The 16,604-nt window shown below is 66.2% G+C and carries 4 protein-coding genes; all 4 read left to right on the top strand.

The genetic code is table 11. The features are described from left to right. The first annotated feature begins 232 nt into the window (after nucleotides 1–232). The 4 genes from FS885_RS03850 (at nucleotide 233) to FS885_RS03865 (ending at nucleotide 16,512) form a co-directional block, all read left to right on the top strand. A complete protein-coding gene (locus tag FS885_RS03850) occupies nucleotides 233–8,080 on the top strand; it encodes a Cna B-type domain-containing protein (RefSeq protein WP_144743682.1) in 7,848 nt (2,615 codons plus the stop codon). 21 nt (nucleotides 8,081–8,101) lie between these two features. Beyond that, nucleotides 8,102–12,253 (top strand): SpaA isopeptide-forming pilin-related protein, encoded by a 4,152-nt coding sequence (locus FS885_RS03855; RefSeq protein WP_144743683.1) that lies wholly within the window; start codon nucleotides 8,102–8,104, stop codon nucleotides 12,251–12,253. A 903-nt stretch (nucleotides 12,254–13,156) separates the two neighbouring features. Beyond that, nucleotides 13,157–13,666 (top strand): HTH domain-containing protein, encoded by a 510-nt coding sequence (locus tag FS885_RS09910; protein WP_186365772.1) that lies wholly within the window; start codon nucleotides 13,157–13,159, stop codon nucleotides 13,664–13,666. Between the two features lie 173 nt (nucleotides 13,667–13,839). Next, nucleotides 13,840–16,512 (top strand): ABC transporter ATP-binding protein/permease, encoded by a 2,673-nt coding sequence (locus tag FS885_RS03865; RefSeq protein ID WP_144743684.1) that lies wholly within the window; start codon nucleotides 13,840–13,842, stop codon nucleotides 16,510–16,512. The last annotated feature ends 92 nt before the right edge of the window (nucleotides 16,513–16,604 follow it).

Genomic DNA, 16,604 nt, shown 5'->3' on the forward strand with positions numbered 1-16,604 from the left:
CCCACCGCAAAACGTGACGGTCCGAGCGGTAAATCGGCGACATAACCGCTGCTTAACCCATAAAAAACGAAATCTTAACCATCCTTAAAGTAATCCGTATCTATGCGTCGCGCGCGTGCGCGCGGTGCGTGGGCCCTCCGGTGCGCGACGCCCGCAGGGGCGGCATCCTCCACCACTGCGCGCCGGGGCGGCGATGCGGCGTCGGTTACAGAGCGGCTGGAAGGAAGATCAAATGAAGCCAAGCAGTCGGCATGCTCACGAGCGGGATGCGCAGTCCCTGGTTTTCCATATCGAGCGGGGCGCCCGCCGCGCGCTCGGTGTCGCCCGGCGCGAGTGGCGCGGGGCGCTGGCGACCCTCGTGATCGTCGCGTTCCTGTGGCAGACGTTCGCGTCGAGCGGCGTGGCCTTCGCCATCTCGGAGACCGCGGGCGACGTGGCCCATACCGTTATGGTGAACGCGGAAAACGGCTCCGCCGACGGTGCGGGCGACGTGACCGAGCCCGCAGGCAGGACCGAGGCGCCGGGCGACGGCCAGCAGCCGTCCACCCCGAGCGAGCCCGCCGAGCCCGCCGGCAGCAGCGACGATCCTGAGCCCGGCACGCCCGATACGACGACCGTGCCGACGGGGACCGAGAGTGATTCCGCCACCACGCAGCAGGGTGGCAGCACCTTGACCTCCCAGAACACCACCCCGGCGACCGAGGCCGAGGAGGGCGCGCCCGAGGGCGAGCCCACCGGCACCGTGACGCCCGCCGACGACGAGTCCACCGACGAGCCCCGCGCCGTCGAGGCATGGGACTGGACCGGCCGCGCCCAGAACCTCGAGCTCTCCAGCCCCGATGGCCTCGCGATCGATGAGGAGGAGGTCCGCGCCCACGTCGCCGAGCAGCTCGCCGCTCTCGCCGCCGACGACGCCGAGGATGCCCCTGCCGCCGAGGCCGAGGACAGCCAGGATGGAACCGAGCCCGCTGCGGGCGAGGACGGCGAGGAGGCCGTCGATACCGCAGAGGCAGCCGACGAACCCGTGCCCGCCGAGGGCGTCATCACCGAGGATGACGTCCGCGCCCTCCTGCCAGCCCAGCTCCCTGCGACGCTCGACCTCGCCGCAGTGCTCGACCCGGCTGCCAACGCCGAGACGGGCGACCACACCGTGATCATGCCCGGCGACACCTTCACCGTGAACCTTCCCGCGGGCATCGTGCTCGCGAGCACCGATACCTTCGATATCTACCAGCGCGATGCGAACGGTGATGAGACCGGCATCCGCATCGCGACCGCCGAGCCTGCAGCCGATGGCTCCGCGCTCACCATCACCTTCGTCACCGCGACCGATGCGGCCGGCACCACCTACACCATCGGCGCCCCCACCGAGGGCACCGAGCCCGCCGAGGAGGCGGCGGCCACCGAGGCGCTCGCGACCGCGAAGATCCGCCTTGCGCTCGAGGTCGAGGTCGATACCGCTCTTATGACCATGGGCGAGGCCCAGATCGAGTGGACCCTCCAGATAGCGACCGATGGCGGTGCCAACCAGACCGCGGCCCTCACCCTCCCTGCGCTCGACGCCTTCGCGGCGGCGATGGGCATCGAGGGCGAGATCCAGGCGACAGGCTCCGTGGAGACCGAGGAGCCCATCGAGGAGGACCCGGCCACCGAGTCGACCACCGAGGAGGACGCCCTCTCCTCGGGCCTTGACGTGCTCAACGCCATGAGCGACCTCATGCTCCTTGCGGACGAGAACAAGCCCGCGGACGAGTACCGGCTCAGCAACTTCAACGGGTCCGAGAGCATCACCACGCAATGGGCCGATAACAACAGCGCGAACCGTCCCAAGGCGGATACCATCAAGGGCAACAGCAAGCTCTACTTCACGGTGAACAGCATGCAGCACGAGTTCACGCCGGCGAACGCGCAGACGTACCTCGGCATGGACGAGGCCGCCTACAACGAGCTGCTCGCGCACCTCACCGTCGAGACGACCGGCGTGAACACCGTCGAGATCTCAGCAACGGGCCTGCCCACGCAGCTCACGGTCACCACCTACGAGCAGAGGCTCGATGGCGAGGGCTTCCCGGTGGTAGACGGCGAGGGCAACCCCGTGTACGACGGCACGGACACCGAGTATACCGTCACCTGGCTGTTGAGCCATGATGCCGAGAGCGAGGATTACAGCGCCTATTTCCATGGCAACAGCACGGATGACACCCAGATCTTCCAGCTCGAGTCCGACAAGTACTTCAACATCATCATGAAGGTCGGCGACGAGGACCCGGGCGCGCTGATCGGTGCCACCGACGCCCGCGTATGGCTCGAGATGTTCGTGGACAACCAGCCCTACGGGACGAGCTACTCGCTTGCCGCCCTCTATGCGATGAGCGCTGAGGATCGGGCGCAGATCGGCATCGAGATATCGTCGGACGATTGGGACGAGCACAACCAGCTCGTCATCACGCTCACCTCCCCGCAATACACGCCCGATGGCAAGCCCATCGAGTACCGTATCCGCTACGAGCGCGACCAAACCCAGACGACGGACTACTACGGGGCGACCTACGACAACACCGCCGTGCCCAACCGCGGCAGCGACGTGACCGCTGCCTACGGCGGCACCTCGCAGGAGACGGCCGGCTCGATGATCCTCACGCACGTGGGCGTGACCGACTTCACGGCCAACAAGGCGTGGCTCGACGGCAGCAACCCCACGAAGCGCGGCGCGGTCACGTTCAGCCTCTGGCGTTACTCCAACGACGGCTCCGCTGCCACGGCGTCTCAGGTTCGCGGTACGGACGGATCCTTCGTGACCATCACGGTCGACCCGACCGATTCGCGGGCTTCCACGCGGGTGGCAGACGGCGGTTGGCTCAACGAAGACGGCACCATAAACCTGGGCGCCGTACTCGAAGACCAGCATCCGAACCTGGTCCTCGGCAAGTACGACACCGACGGGTACCCCTTCCTGTACGGCGTTCGCGAGGACACGCAGCTCGCCGACTACGAGATCGTGCTCGGCAGCGTTGCCGATGACGGCACTGTGACCGACACCGCGCCGAATTACGAGAACCGCGGCGGCGGGAGCACCGCCATTGAGGACTATAGCCGCCCGTCGACCGACCGCCTCACCTACAACGGCGGCACGGTGAGCAACCGCCTGACGGGCCAGACCACGGTCACCGCGACCAAGACCTGGGCCATGGACGCCTTCGCCGACCAGGTGAAGGGGATCACCTGCGAGTTCACCCTGCAGGAGTGGGTCGCTGACGACAGCGAGGCCGGCGGCCATTGGGCCGACGTGCTCGGCGACGACGGCAACGCCGTGACCCAGGACCTCGACGGCTTCAACGCCGAGCAGCTCACGCTCGACATCAGCGGGCGCTTCGACCGCTATGACGAGGAGGGCGAGGAGATCCGCTACCGCTGGGTCGAGTCCGGCGTGACGCAGGACGGCTACACCGCCGACGACGTGGACTTCCAGCGCAACGAGGACGGCTCGGCGAGCTTCACGCTGCACCTGCACACCACCGAGGGCGACGGCGACTCCGTCGAGGCGGTGCACTTCACCTCCACGATCGACGAGACCGGCGAGTCCCCCGTCATCACCAACACGTTCGACAACACGGTCGACGAGTACGTGGACAAGACCTGGCAGCAGGCCGACGGCGAGTTCTACCACGAGCAGGTCGACTTCCCCGACAAGGCGAGCGCCTGCACGGTCAACGTCTACCGGGGCACGACGCTCATCGGCACGTTCGTGCTCGACGGCACTGTCGATACCGAGCCCCAGGACGGGTTCGTGGCCGAGGGCTTCGAGGGCGCGACGGTACTCGAGACGAGCGCCTACTACCTCGACATCAGCGATCTTCCGCTCTACAACGAGACGGGCGGCCGCTACGTGTACCGCGTGGTGGAGGAGGAACCCGCCGGTTGGTCGAGCGAGCGCACCTATGACCCGGAAACGCACACCACCTACATCAAGAACTCGTTCGGCCCCGGTGAGGCGACCGACTTCCACCTCACCAAGGAATGGGTCGACGGCGAGGACTCCGCCCATCGCCTCACGAGCCTGGTCAGCGTCAGGGCGATAGCGGATATCTACAGCTCCGAGGGCGTCCTCGTGATTCCGCAGGGAACGCTGCTCTTCGGTGTGGAGGCAGATGGCACCGTGAGGGGCGGGGGCTATCTCGAGCTCTCGGAGGAGAACGGCTGGTTCTACGAGTTCAGGGTAGGCGGCTCGAGCATGGTCCGGTGGGAGCAGCTCGAGATTGAGGAGGTCGCGCTCCGCGATGAGGTCACCGGAGTGGAGTACCTCGTGGTGGCAAACCGCGACGATGCGCTCGCAGCCTATGGAGACGATGCCGCGTACTGGGCGAACCAGGGTTGGGATAACCAGTATCCCGAGAACCAGAGCTGCCCGCGCGTGGCGACCGAGAACCATGTCTACGAGGTGACCTACTCCGGTAAGGACGCCGGGGCAGAGGGCACCTTGGGCGAGCAGATGCTCACGGTCCAGAACCGCCGCATCGGCTTGGTCGACCTCACGGTCGTGAAGGACTGGAAGGACGAGGGCGCAGACCCCGATGCCCGCCCTGATGCCCAGCTCCAGCTCACGGTGGACGATCCCAGGGCGACCTTCATAGCGTACAACGGTCTCATCTACATCCGCTTGACCGAGGGCAACTACCTGCCCGTCTTCAAGAGCGAGGGCGGCACGTCGATCGACAAGCAGCAATACACCACGTCGGATGCACAGGTCATGGACGGCGGAAGCACGCTCGTCGTACCGGTGAGCACGGCGGCCGATGCGACCTACTACTTCTCCGGCCTGCCCAAGTACACGGGCGAGGGCGTGGTCGTGCACTATACGGTGGCCGAGGTGTGGGCACCCGGCGAGAATCCGGGGGATTATCGCATAGGGGTCGCGAGCGAACCCTACCAAGTGGGCGATCTCCACTTCCACGATAGCCAGACCTGGACCGCCACCAACCGCCGCCAGGGCACCACGACGGCCAGCTTCAACAAGGAGTGGAACGACTACTACGTCAACGAGGGCTCGGCGCAGAACCGGCCGGACATCTACCTCACGCTTTATCGCGTGACGAGCGAGAACGGCTACGTGCCGGAGCAGGTCGATGAGTACGTGAACTGGCTCTGGCGCGCCAACGAGGATGACTCCGGTTCGTCGAGCCTCGCGGCATCGCAGTATTCGCAGACATGCTCCATCGACAACCTGCTCAAGTACGACGCGAACGGCTTCGAAATCATCTACTACGCCACCGAGCAGATGGCGAGTGACGGCGCGAGCCTGGACTACGCCGATGTGACGTTCACCGTCGACGGCGTGGACGATGACGACTACGGCAAGCTCATCGACACGCAGACCCAGGGCAGCGCTGAATCGGGCGTCCCCGGCAGCAGCGCCGTGCCCGACGGCGACATCGCGACGGCATCCGGCTCGCAGTACGCCGTGCGGTCCGGCGGCACGTTCCATAACGCGCTTACGGGCACCGTGGTCGCGAACGGAACCAAGCTCTGGGAGGACGTCCCCGGCATCGTCGACGGCGACGATCTGCCCGAGGTGCTCATCATCATCCAGCGCCGCCCGGTGCGCGCTGCGGGTCAGGAGGTCGCGTGGCCTTCGGTGCACCTCCAGCACAACACTGACGGAACCTGGACGCCGGTAGCGGGAGAGGAGACCGCCGACGGTGCGAACAGCGCCATCGCGTGGACGCAGGAACTCGAGTCCGTGGGCGGCAACGCCTATTCGTTCACGATCGACCACAAGGGGCTCAACACCTCGGATAGCACCGACACGGGCGAGGCGCTCGAGCGCTACAACGAGGCGGGCGAGCTCTACGAGTATCGCGCGGTCGAGGTCATCGTGGGCCTCATCGGCACCGACGCGCTCGAGGGCACCGACTGGAACGACCCCGAAAAGGTCGAGCAGATCGACCTCTCCGACGTCTACACCAACCTCGAAAACAACGTCTACATCGTCCAGCACGGTGAGACCGGCTCCTTCATGCTCCGCAACGTCTACCAGCCCACCGATGGCAGCCTCACGGTGAAGAAGCTCTTCAGCGGCGAGCGCGTCGATGGCGACGTCTACCCGGACGTGACCTATACGCTCTACCGCACGTTCACGCATGAGAACGGCGACACCAGCGACCCCGAGCTCGTGGCGACCCATACCGTGACGGGCGAGCAGTTCACCGCGGCGGCGTCGGGCACCGGTGACACTGGCGGGCTCGCCTACACCGCGGACGCCGGCTTCGCCTACACGTTCGAGGGGCTCGACATCTACGCGCCCGACGGCGAGTACTGGCACTACTACGTGGTCGAGAGCTCGATCGACGGCTACACCACCACGGTGGGCCTGGGCGATCTGAGCTTGGGCAGCCCTGACCTCGCGGAGGGCGAAACCGTCGAGCTTGCAGACGGCACCCAGGGCATGCGCTCCGAGGACCTCATGAACGGCGACGAGACGCGCGTGGTCGCGGCGACTGAGACCACGGGCGATGACGGCACCACCACCAAGACCTACGACCAGACGGTCGACGTGACCTTCGCCAACAGCTACCACCGCGATACGCTCGAGCTCACGGGTACGAAGCGCTGGGAGGATTACGGCGGCTACTACGGCCCGCGCCCGGATTCCGTCATCCTCACGCTCTCGCGCTATACCGAGAACATCGCAGAGCACACCGTCCAGCTCAACTACGTGAACAGCGATGCTGAGGCATACCTCACCTGGACGCAGATCGATGACAGCTCAAACCAGCACGACACCTGGACGTATACCATCTCCAACCTCGAGCAGTGGGCGCCGGATGGCAACGCTTGGACCTACAAGGTGACCGAGCGGCTTCCTGACGGCACCGTCTCGTACCGCGTCATCGACGGCACGGGCGAGGGCCAGGGCACGCAGCCGGTCGACGGCCAAGATGGCAACTACACCGGCGTGATTTCCGACCTGGTGAACGGCCTTGACGGCAGCGTGACCGTGACCAAGGTCTGGCAGGAGGACGAGGGCAACCAGTGGAACCTGCGCCCCGTCTCCATCGAGGTGACGCTCCAGGCGCGCTATCAGGTGGTCGGCTCGACCGATTGGTCCGCATGGGCGGACGCCGACGTGGCGTTCGGCGCGAGCGGCATGAACAGGCCCCTGCCGAACACGCAGCAGCCGATCGAGACGCAGACGCTCGACGCGGCCAACAACTGGACCTACACCTGGGAGAGCGTGCCCACCGTGGTCACGAACGTTGAGGGCAAGAGCTACAACGTGCAGTACCGCGTGGTCGAGTCCTCGATGACCCAGACGGAGGGGTCGCAGGCCGTGAACGTGGACATCGCCGAGAACGGCGATACGACCCAGAGCAACGGCAACTGCGAGATCACCTACGACAAGACGCTCTCGTACAACGGCGTGGGCGTGACCGAGCAGACGGAGAACGTTCTCGGTCCCGGCCAGGGCAACGAGATCGAGAGCGCGACGACCATCACCAATACGCTCGAGTCCACGCAGCTCTCCATCAAGAAGGTGTGGGACGACGAGTCCAACATGTGGGGCCTGCGCGATGAGGTGCAGAACGCCGACGGCTCTACCTACTGGACGGTGACCTACCGCCTGCAGCAGCGGGTCGAAGGCGGTCAGTGGGCGTATGCCACCGACGTCAACGGCAACCAGATCGAGGCGACCGTCCGCTCCGCCATGGTCGGCACCGACGGCAACGTGATCGACGAGGCGACGGCGACCTTTACCGGCCTGCCCATGTACGACGCCGCGGGCAAGCCGTATGAGTATCGTGCGGTTGAGGTCGTGCCCGATGCGTACGATGTCAAGAATCCGCTAACCGGGGAGAACCTGGGCGACGGCATGGCCACGGTCGGCGGTTCCAGCGCGACGCCGGTCACCGAGGGGGAGCCGCAGCAGACCTTTACCAACGCGACCGATCTGATCGACTTCAGCGGCACCAAGACGTGGAAGGACTACGGAGCTGGTCTCGTTCCCGTGGATGATAACGGTGACGGCATACCCGATGTGGGCGAGACGCCTGAGCTGACGCTGCAATCGACCACGGACAATTAGCTCGCGAACGGTTGGACGAACGTGACCTATGAGTACGGCGAGGATGCGACCCATGCGCCCGAGGCGACGTGGACGATCAAGAGCGGCACATGGACCTGGGCGTACAGCAGCCTGCCTAGGCTCGACGCCGATGGCAACCAGCTCTATTACCGCGCCGTCGAAACCGACGGTTCGGTTGCGGGCTACTATGCCGTGAGCGACGGCACCACCACCGGCGCGGGCGATGCGGACACCGGCGACCAGACCGCCGGCGCGATCGAGAACGTCGCGACCCGCTTCACAATCGACAAGATCGGCGACAACGATGAGCCCATCGTTCAGAACGGTGTGCCGCTCGAGCTCGCTATCATGCAGGGCGGCAAGGTCTACGGCGTATGGCAGAAGGACTCGGACGGCACGGTGTCCAGCTGGGTGTGGCCCGGCGGCGCCGAGCAGAGGGCGGTGTGGCCTAACGGGACCGGCAACGGCAACGCCGTCACGAGCGGCAACGGCGCGGTCCAGATGACGGGCGATAACGCCGGCTGGTTCGTGGGCATCCCCACCGGTATCTACACCGTGGTCGAGACGGGCGCGGTGCCCGACGGCTATGCGCGTATGGACGACGTGACGTTCACCATCGCCGCGAACGGTGAGGACGGCACCCTGCTCACGCTTGACACGGGCGAGCAGGGAAGCGTCTCGGACGACCGCCTGACGCTCACCGTCGAGGACCCCATCTTCCGCGGATACTTCAGCTTCATGAAGCGTCTCGGCGGGGCGAGCGGCACTGTCATCAGTGGCGCGACCTTCAATCTGTATCGCCAAACGGGCGACGAACCCGATCTGAGCGAGGACTCGCAGGATGTCCTCATGGTCGAGGGCATTACGACCGGCGCGAACGGTGCGTACAATTCCGGGGATGAAAACGTTGAGGACAAGCAGTACACAAGCGAAGGTCGGGATTCAGAACACGACAGTATTCGTGACGGACTGCTGCCCGGTAATTACTACTTGGTAGAGACCTCTACGAGTGATGGCGCCTATTTACCGGAAGGCGAGAATGCAGCCAATGGCGTGTTCGAGTTCGAGATTTCCGAACATGGCACGGTCGTACGCGTTGGAGATAACAACGGAGTGATTGTCAACGAGCGGTTCGGCGCGACGGTGACGCTTCATAAGTACGACGAGGACGATCCGGAGGATCCGGAGCACAGCGGCATCTCGGGCGCGACGTTCAAGCTCGAGTATCAGGCACCAACCGACGGTAACTGGTCGACCGTAGCATCCGCTCTCACGACCGACGCGAACGGCGACCTCATCATTTCGGAGGCGCGGCTCAACCGCAAGGGCACCTATCGCCTGACTGAGACGGCCAACCCCGGCTATGCAGTCAACACGCAAAACCCGCTGACCATTACGTTCACGCTTGGGAACGAGGACCATGGCAAGACGTTCGACCTCACCGACGCCGGTGCGCAAGCGGCGCTGAATGCGCAGGTTGATAACGGCACGCTCGATTCGGCCGGTGTGGCAAACACGCGCCTACCAGGCTCGGTCACCCTCACCAAGATCGACGCGAATACGCGCGTTCAGCTCAACGGTGCGGTCTTCACCCTTCAGCGTCAGGATCCGGCCAGCGGGAACTGGGAGGACGTCATCACCAATCTGGTGACCGGCAACCGTTACACGGTCAACGTGGCCCAGGATGGCAGCCTGAGCGCTGGTACGCCCGAGTCGCTCGGCGACACGAGCGGCGTGCTCACCCTCGAGAATCTGCCGTGGGGCACCTACCGCTTTGTCGAGACCCAGGCGGCTCCGGGCTATGAGCATGTTGCCCCCGATGGCACCACGGGTGCCGGCGGCATGGTAACCACCCAGGCGTTCACCATTGGGCGCCTGGCAAATGGTACGGCCAACCTTAACGTGAACCTCGGCAACGTGGTGAACACTCAGACGGGTCTCACGCTCCGCAAGGTCGACGAGGCGGGCGGTGCGCTTACGGGCGCAACCTTCCGTGTGACTCCGGTTGGCAACAGCACCTTCGCCGATGGCACAACGGAGTCCAAGGACTACTCGACGGGTAACGTTGAGTTCGTGAACATCACGGGCGATCTTGTCGATGGCGGCACGTACCGCATCGAAGAGGTCGCAGCGCCGGTGGGCTATGTCTGCGCGCAGGGCGGCATCACGGTGACCATGCATCATGACGGCACGGTCACGGTCGACGACACCGCGGAGAACGATCCGCTCTTTAAGCTCGAGGACAGCCAGGTAACCATCACCGCGACCAACCGCCCAGTGACGGTGCAGCTGCAGAAGAACGGCAGCGATGGCGCGCAGAACCTGGCAGACGCGCGCTTCGTCGTGACTCCGGTCGACGGCACGACGTTTGCCGACGGCTCGACCGAGAACAAGCGCCCGGTGACGACCGCGGTCGGCCCGCTCACGCTCGAGGGCCTCATGGCGGGTGGCACCTATACCATCCGCGAGGACGTCTACCCCGAGGGCTATGAGGACATGACGGCCCAGCTCACCTTCACGGTGGGCGACCACGGCGAGATCATCCCGCAGGGTGAGTATGACCAGTCCATCTACGCCATCGCGTTCGACGGCGACACGGCGGTGGCCACCATCACGGTGACCGACCCTGCCACGCACGTGCAGATCCTTAAGACCGACGCCGCGGGCAACGCGCTTCCGGGCGCCGTGTTCGAGGTCGTACCGGCCGATACCTCAACGTGGGCAGGCGGCGGCCAGGAGGTCCGCAGCTTCACCGCGGACGCTAACGGCATCGTGAACCTGGAAGCCGTGCTCGATACGGGCGGCACCTACCGCCTGACCGAGGTCACCGCGCCGGAGGGCTTCGAGCTCGCCGGGACCGTGACGTTCACGGTTGGCGCTGACGGCACCGTGGAGATCGCGAGTGCCGAGGGCGGCGTGCTCGCGCCGGCGAATGGCTCGGGCACCTTCACCGCCACGCACGACGACGCAACGGGCATCGCGCTCATCACGGTCGCGGATACCCCGGCCGAGCTCACGGTCGTGAAGGCCGCGGGCGCCGGCGGCGGCAAGGTTTACCTCGCGGGCGCCGAGTTCACCCTCACCGAGGTGCTGCCCCAGGGCGCTACCGGCGAGCCGCAGGTCATCACCGGCACGACGGGCGACGACAGCTCCGTGGTGTTCACGGGCCTCAAGGCCGGTAGCCGCTACGAGCTCGCCGAGACCGTGGCGCCCGAGGGCTACGAGCTTCTGACCGAGACCCTCACGGTCGACGTGGCCGCGGACGGCACGGTGACCGTCGTGGGCGAGACCCCCGACGGCTTCACGGTGGGTGCCGCGGGCGATTCGGTCGAGGTGCTCGACCGGGCGCTCGGCATCTCGCTCGTGAAGACCGATGAGGGCGGCCAAGTGCTCGCGGGGGCCGAGTTCACGCTCGAGCCGGTGGAGGGCACCTTCCCGGACGGCTCGGCCGTGAAGACCTTCACGTCCGACGAGTTCGGCGCCGTATTCACGGATCTCCAGCTCGCGGGCTCGCCCGAGGGCCGCGCCTACGTGCTCACCGAGGCGGTGCCGCCCGTGGGCTACCGCGCGATGGAGCCGGTGACCATCCTCGTCTACGAGGACGGCACGGTGGCGCTTGACGGCGAGACGCCTGAGGACGCGGCGGCGCTCGTGCAGATCGACAACGCGGGCGAGACGCCTGTGGTGTCCGTGGCCGACGAGCTCGTGCAGGTGGACCTCACCAAGGTGGGCACCGGCGGCGGCGCGCTCGCGGGCGCGGAGTTCCGCATCGCGGGCACCTTCGCCGACGGCACGGCCGAGCGCACGGTCGCGGTGGGCGCGGACGGCACGGCGGCGCTCGAGGGCCTCGTGGCCGGGGAGACCTACACCCTGACCGAGACCGCGGCGCCGGAGGGCTATGAGCTCATCGAGGGCGACTTCGCCTTCACGGTCGCGCTCGACGGCACCGTGAGCGGCGAGGCGACCTCGGCGGCCGGGCTCCTCGGCCAGCGCTCCGCGGGCTACTACGTGGCCGATGACGGTCTTACCGTCACCGCGGTGGACGAGCCGACGCCGCTTCTCGACCGGCTCACCTCCACCGGCGATTTGCTCCCCATGGCGGGCTACCTGCTCGCAAGCGGCGCGCTCCTGATCGTCGCCGGCGAGCTGCGCCGTCGCCGCAAGGCGCGCTAGCCGCGGCACCGCGGGCATAGGCTGACGCCCCGGGTGCGCGGGGCCAAGGCGCACGATGATGCACGGCGGGGCATCCGTTCCTAGAACGGGTGCCCCGTTTCTCATCATCGAACTTCGACGCGCGTCGACCCGCTCCCGTCTCTCGCGGCGGCTGTATCCATACTCAACCTGCGATTATGGAGGTTTTGTGTGCCGGCCCGAAGGGGGTCAAGAGGTGATACAAGGCCATGCCCCCTCAAGACCGTACATGCCGCTCTGTGCTCAGCCGGGCGAGGTCGGTTGTCGGGTACCCCTCGTGGGGGTGACCCGATGATATAAGGGGGTCATCACTCAACTTTCACGCGATCTCAATCGTAACGACCTCAAAACATAACAGATATCGCTGTCAGATAAAGCGTGTCTCCCCTGATAATACCGATAAGCTCGGGTAACGCCTCCAAACCATGGATGCGCTGCCCGCGGTTCGTGCTCGGTGGGGACGGTGCGCTGGGAGCGTCGATGCAGATTCCGATATGGTCGGTTCTACCTGCAGAGATGGGAGCCTGCTGCTGCATTGTCCCGCTCGCGGACCAAAGCGAGCCGAATAGCGCCCGCCATGCCGGCGAAACGCTCGGCGAAGTGAAAAAAACATGGGGGGGGGGTCACAAGATTTAACTCTTCCGGTCCCATTTCAGATAGCGATGGGGTGCGCGGAGTATGGCGCTCGCGTAACCCCTAGGCTGCTTGGCCCTGCCAAGCGCGCATTCCCTCCGTTGCTGCCAAGGGGGTTGGACGGCAATCGTGCGGATGAGCGTCGTGCGCCGAGGGGAGACCTCGGACGTACGCATGCCGAACCCGTGCTTCCTCGCGAAGTGCGCGCGCCTGTTTTATCTGCCCGATGCAAGCGTGTAAGAGAGGCATCCCATGGCTAACCGTACGTTCACATCCGAAGAGCGCGCCTACCTTGAGTCGCTGCCCGCCGTGGCCGCGGTGACCGACGACGCGATCTCGTATTCCCCTGAATTCCGCAACCAGTGCATGGAGCGCTACTATGCCGGCGAGTCGCCCGCCGCGATCTTCCGCGAGGCGGGGCTCGACCCGGCGTTCATCGGCTACAAGCGCATCGAGCGCTGCATCGCCCGCTGGCGCAAGCCCATGCGCCCCTCCTCGCCCGTGCCCGTGGTTGAGGTAGCCGCCGAGCAGCGCGACATCCGCCAGCAGAACCGCGAGCTCAAGACCCGCTTGGCCGCCCTCGAGGGCCTGGTCGAGCTCGCCGACGCCCGCAGCACTCGGGTGGTGCGCAAGTCGCGTCGCTTCGAGCTCATCGACCGCCTGCGCGCGGAGGACCCGCACTTCGCCGTGTCGACGGCGTGCGAGGCGCTCGGCGTCTCGGTGGGCGGTTACTACCGCTGGCGCAGCATGCAGGAGGAGTAAGCCGCACGCTGCCCGGCCCTCAAACGTCCATTCTCCTGTAGCCCGGTCCTGTTGCCTGCCGGGCGCTCCCCCGATGGAAATCCGCCGCCGAGGACGGTTTTCCGTGGGAAGTTGGGGTACAACGTTACAATGCGTCAATCGGCCACCGCGGCATGCTGCTAGGAAGGCTTCCCGTGCTCGAACTCAAAGGCATCACCAAGGACTACCCCTCGGGCGACACGGTCGTCCACGCGCTCAAGGGCATCTCGGTCACGTTCCGCGACCGCGAGTTCGTGAGCATCCTCGGGCAGTCGGGCTGCGGCAAGACGACGCTTCTGAACATCATCGGCGGGCTCGACCAGTACACCAGAGGCGACCTCGTCATCAACGGGCGCTCGACCAAGAGCTACCTCGACCGCGACTGGGACACCTACCGCAACCACTCCGTGGGCTTCGTGTTCCAGAGCTACAACCTCATCCCGCACCAGACGGTGCTCGCCAACGTCGAGATGGCGCTCGTGCTCTCGGGCACGCCCAAGGCCGAGCGCCGCCGCCGCGCGGAGGAGGCGCTCCGTCGCGTGGGCCTGGGCGAGCAGCTCAAGAAGAAGCCCAACCAGCTCTCCGGCGGCCAGATGCAGCGCGTCGCCATCGCCCGCGCGCTCGTGAACGACCCCGAGATCATCCTCGCGGACGAGCCCACGGGCGCCCTCGACACCGACACCTCGGTCGAGGTCATGGAGATCCTGCACGAGCTCTCGCGCGACCGGCTCGTCATCATGGTCACGCACAACCCGCAGCTTGCCGAGGAGTACTCCGACCGCATCGTCCGCATCAAGGACGGCCTCATCACCGACGACTCGCGCCCGGTCGACCCCGTGCGCGAGCGGCTCACGCCCGAGCAGGTCCAGGCGCACGCGGTGGCGGACGCCCGCAAGGGCAAGCGCTCGATGAGCTTCCGCTCGGCGCTGGCGCTCTCGTTCACCAACCTCATGACCAAGAAGGGGCGCACGTTCCTCACGGCGTTCGCGGGGTCGATCGGCATCATCGGCATCGCGCTCATCCTCTCGCTCTCGGACGGCGCGCAGAACTATATCGCCGACACCGAGGAGTCCACGATGGGGAGCTACCCGCTCACCATCAACGCCACGAGCATGGACATGGCGAGCATGATGACCTCGATGATGGGCGCGAGCGACGAGGTGAGCTCGCCGAACACGTCGGGCGCCGTCGAGTCGAAGGACCTCGTGACCGATATGGTCACGGGCGTGGCCAACGGCGCGACCGAGAACGACATGGAGGCCATCAAGGCGTGGCTCGAGACGAACCCCGGCGACATCCAGAGCCTCGTGACCGCCATCGAGTACTCCTACGCCACGCCGCTGAACGTCTACCGCGCGGACACGAGCGAGGGGGTCGAGCAGGTCAACCCCGCCACGGTGCTCGACGCGCTCGGCATCTCGATGGGCACGACCCAGACCGAGATGCTCACGAGCATGTCGGGCGGCAGCGGGACCTCCTACGACGTGTGGACCGAGCTGCTGCCCAACCGCGAGACCTGGGAGCGCGACTACGACGTGGTGGCCGGCCGCATGCCCGAGGCGTGGAACGAGGTCGTGATCTACGTCGACGAGAACGACCGCATCTCGGACTACACGCTGTACGCGCTCGGCCTGCTCGACCAGACGGACCTGCGCGGCATGATGGCCGATGTCATAGCCGGCGAGCGCGTCGAGGCGACCGAGACCACGACCTACACCTACGACGAGCTCTTGGCGCTCACGTTCAGGCTGCTGCCCGAGAGCGCGAAGTACGCCGAGCAGGCGGACGGCACCTGGGCGGACATGAGCGAGGACGACGCCTACATGCGCGACGCCGTGGACGCCGCGGAGGAGGTGCGCGTGGTGGGCATCGTGCGCCCCACGGAGGACAACGCCACGGGCAGCAACTGGGGCGCGGTGCTCTACACGCCCGAGCTTATGGAGCACCTCATCGAGCAGGTGGACGAGAGCCCCGCGGTCAGGGCCCAGGAGGCCGACCGCACGACGGACATCTTCACCGGGCTGACGTTCTCCGATGACGTGAACGTGAACCTCACGATGGACGAGATCGAGGCGATGATCGCCCAGATGCCCGGCAGCCAGGGAGCCCAGCTCAAGGAGTACGTGGACGGCCTGCGTGCGGACGGCATGAGCGACGAGGACATCGCGGCCGCCTTCTCGGAGCAGATGGCCGCCCAGACCGATAACGCCACCTACGAGGGGAACCTCGAGATCCTGGGCAAGGCCGACCTCGACGACCCGTCGGGCATCAACATCTACCCGGTGGACTTCGAGGCCAAGGAGCGCATCGACGAGCTCATCGACGAGTACAACGAGCAGATCCGCGCCGACGGCGAGGGGACCGAGATCCAGTACACCGATATCGTGGGCATGCTCATGTCGAGCGTGACCGACATCGTGAACGCGCTCACCTACATCCTCGTCGCGTTCGTGGCGATCTCGCTCGTGGTGAGCTCGATCATGATCGGCATCATCACCTACATCTCGGTGCTCGAGCGCACCAAGGAGATCGGCATCCTGCGCGCGATCGGCGCGAGCAAGCGCGACGTGAGCCGGATCTTCACCGCGGAGACGTTCATCATCGGGCTCGTGTCCGGCGTCTTGGGCGTCGGGATCACCGTGGCGCTCGACATCCCGGTGAACATGATCATCTACCAGGTCGCTGGCGTCGAGAACCTCGCGGCCGTGCCGGTGGGGCCCGGCATCGCGCTCGTGGTGATCTCGGTCGTGCTGTCGCTTGCGGCCGGCCTCGCGCCGTCGCGCATGGCCGCCAAGAAGGACCCGGTGACGGCGCTGCGCACCGAGTAGGGGAGGGCCGCCCGCGCGGTGGCGCGGCACGGCCCGCTTGACGCCGGCACACGGCTTGCCCAGCAGCGCGGTCGGGCCCCGTCTGTCATCCA

The organism is Enorma burkinafasonensis (genome assembly GCF_902150035.1).
Classification (GTDB): domain Bacteria; phylum Actinomycetota; class Coriobacteriia; order Coriobacteriales; family Coriobacteriaceae; genus Enorma; species Enorma burkinafasonensis.

Bases quoted from the DNA above. Each gene is read 5' to 3' on its own strand.
- FS885_RS03850 (WP_144743682.1), top strand. From the start codon at position 233: ATGAAGCCAAGCAGTCGGCATGCTCACGAGCGGGATGCGCAGTCCCTG.
- FS885_RS09910 (WP_186365772.1), top strand. From the start codon at position 13,157: ATGGCTAACCGTACGTTCACATCCGAAGAGCGCGCCTACCTTGAGTCG.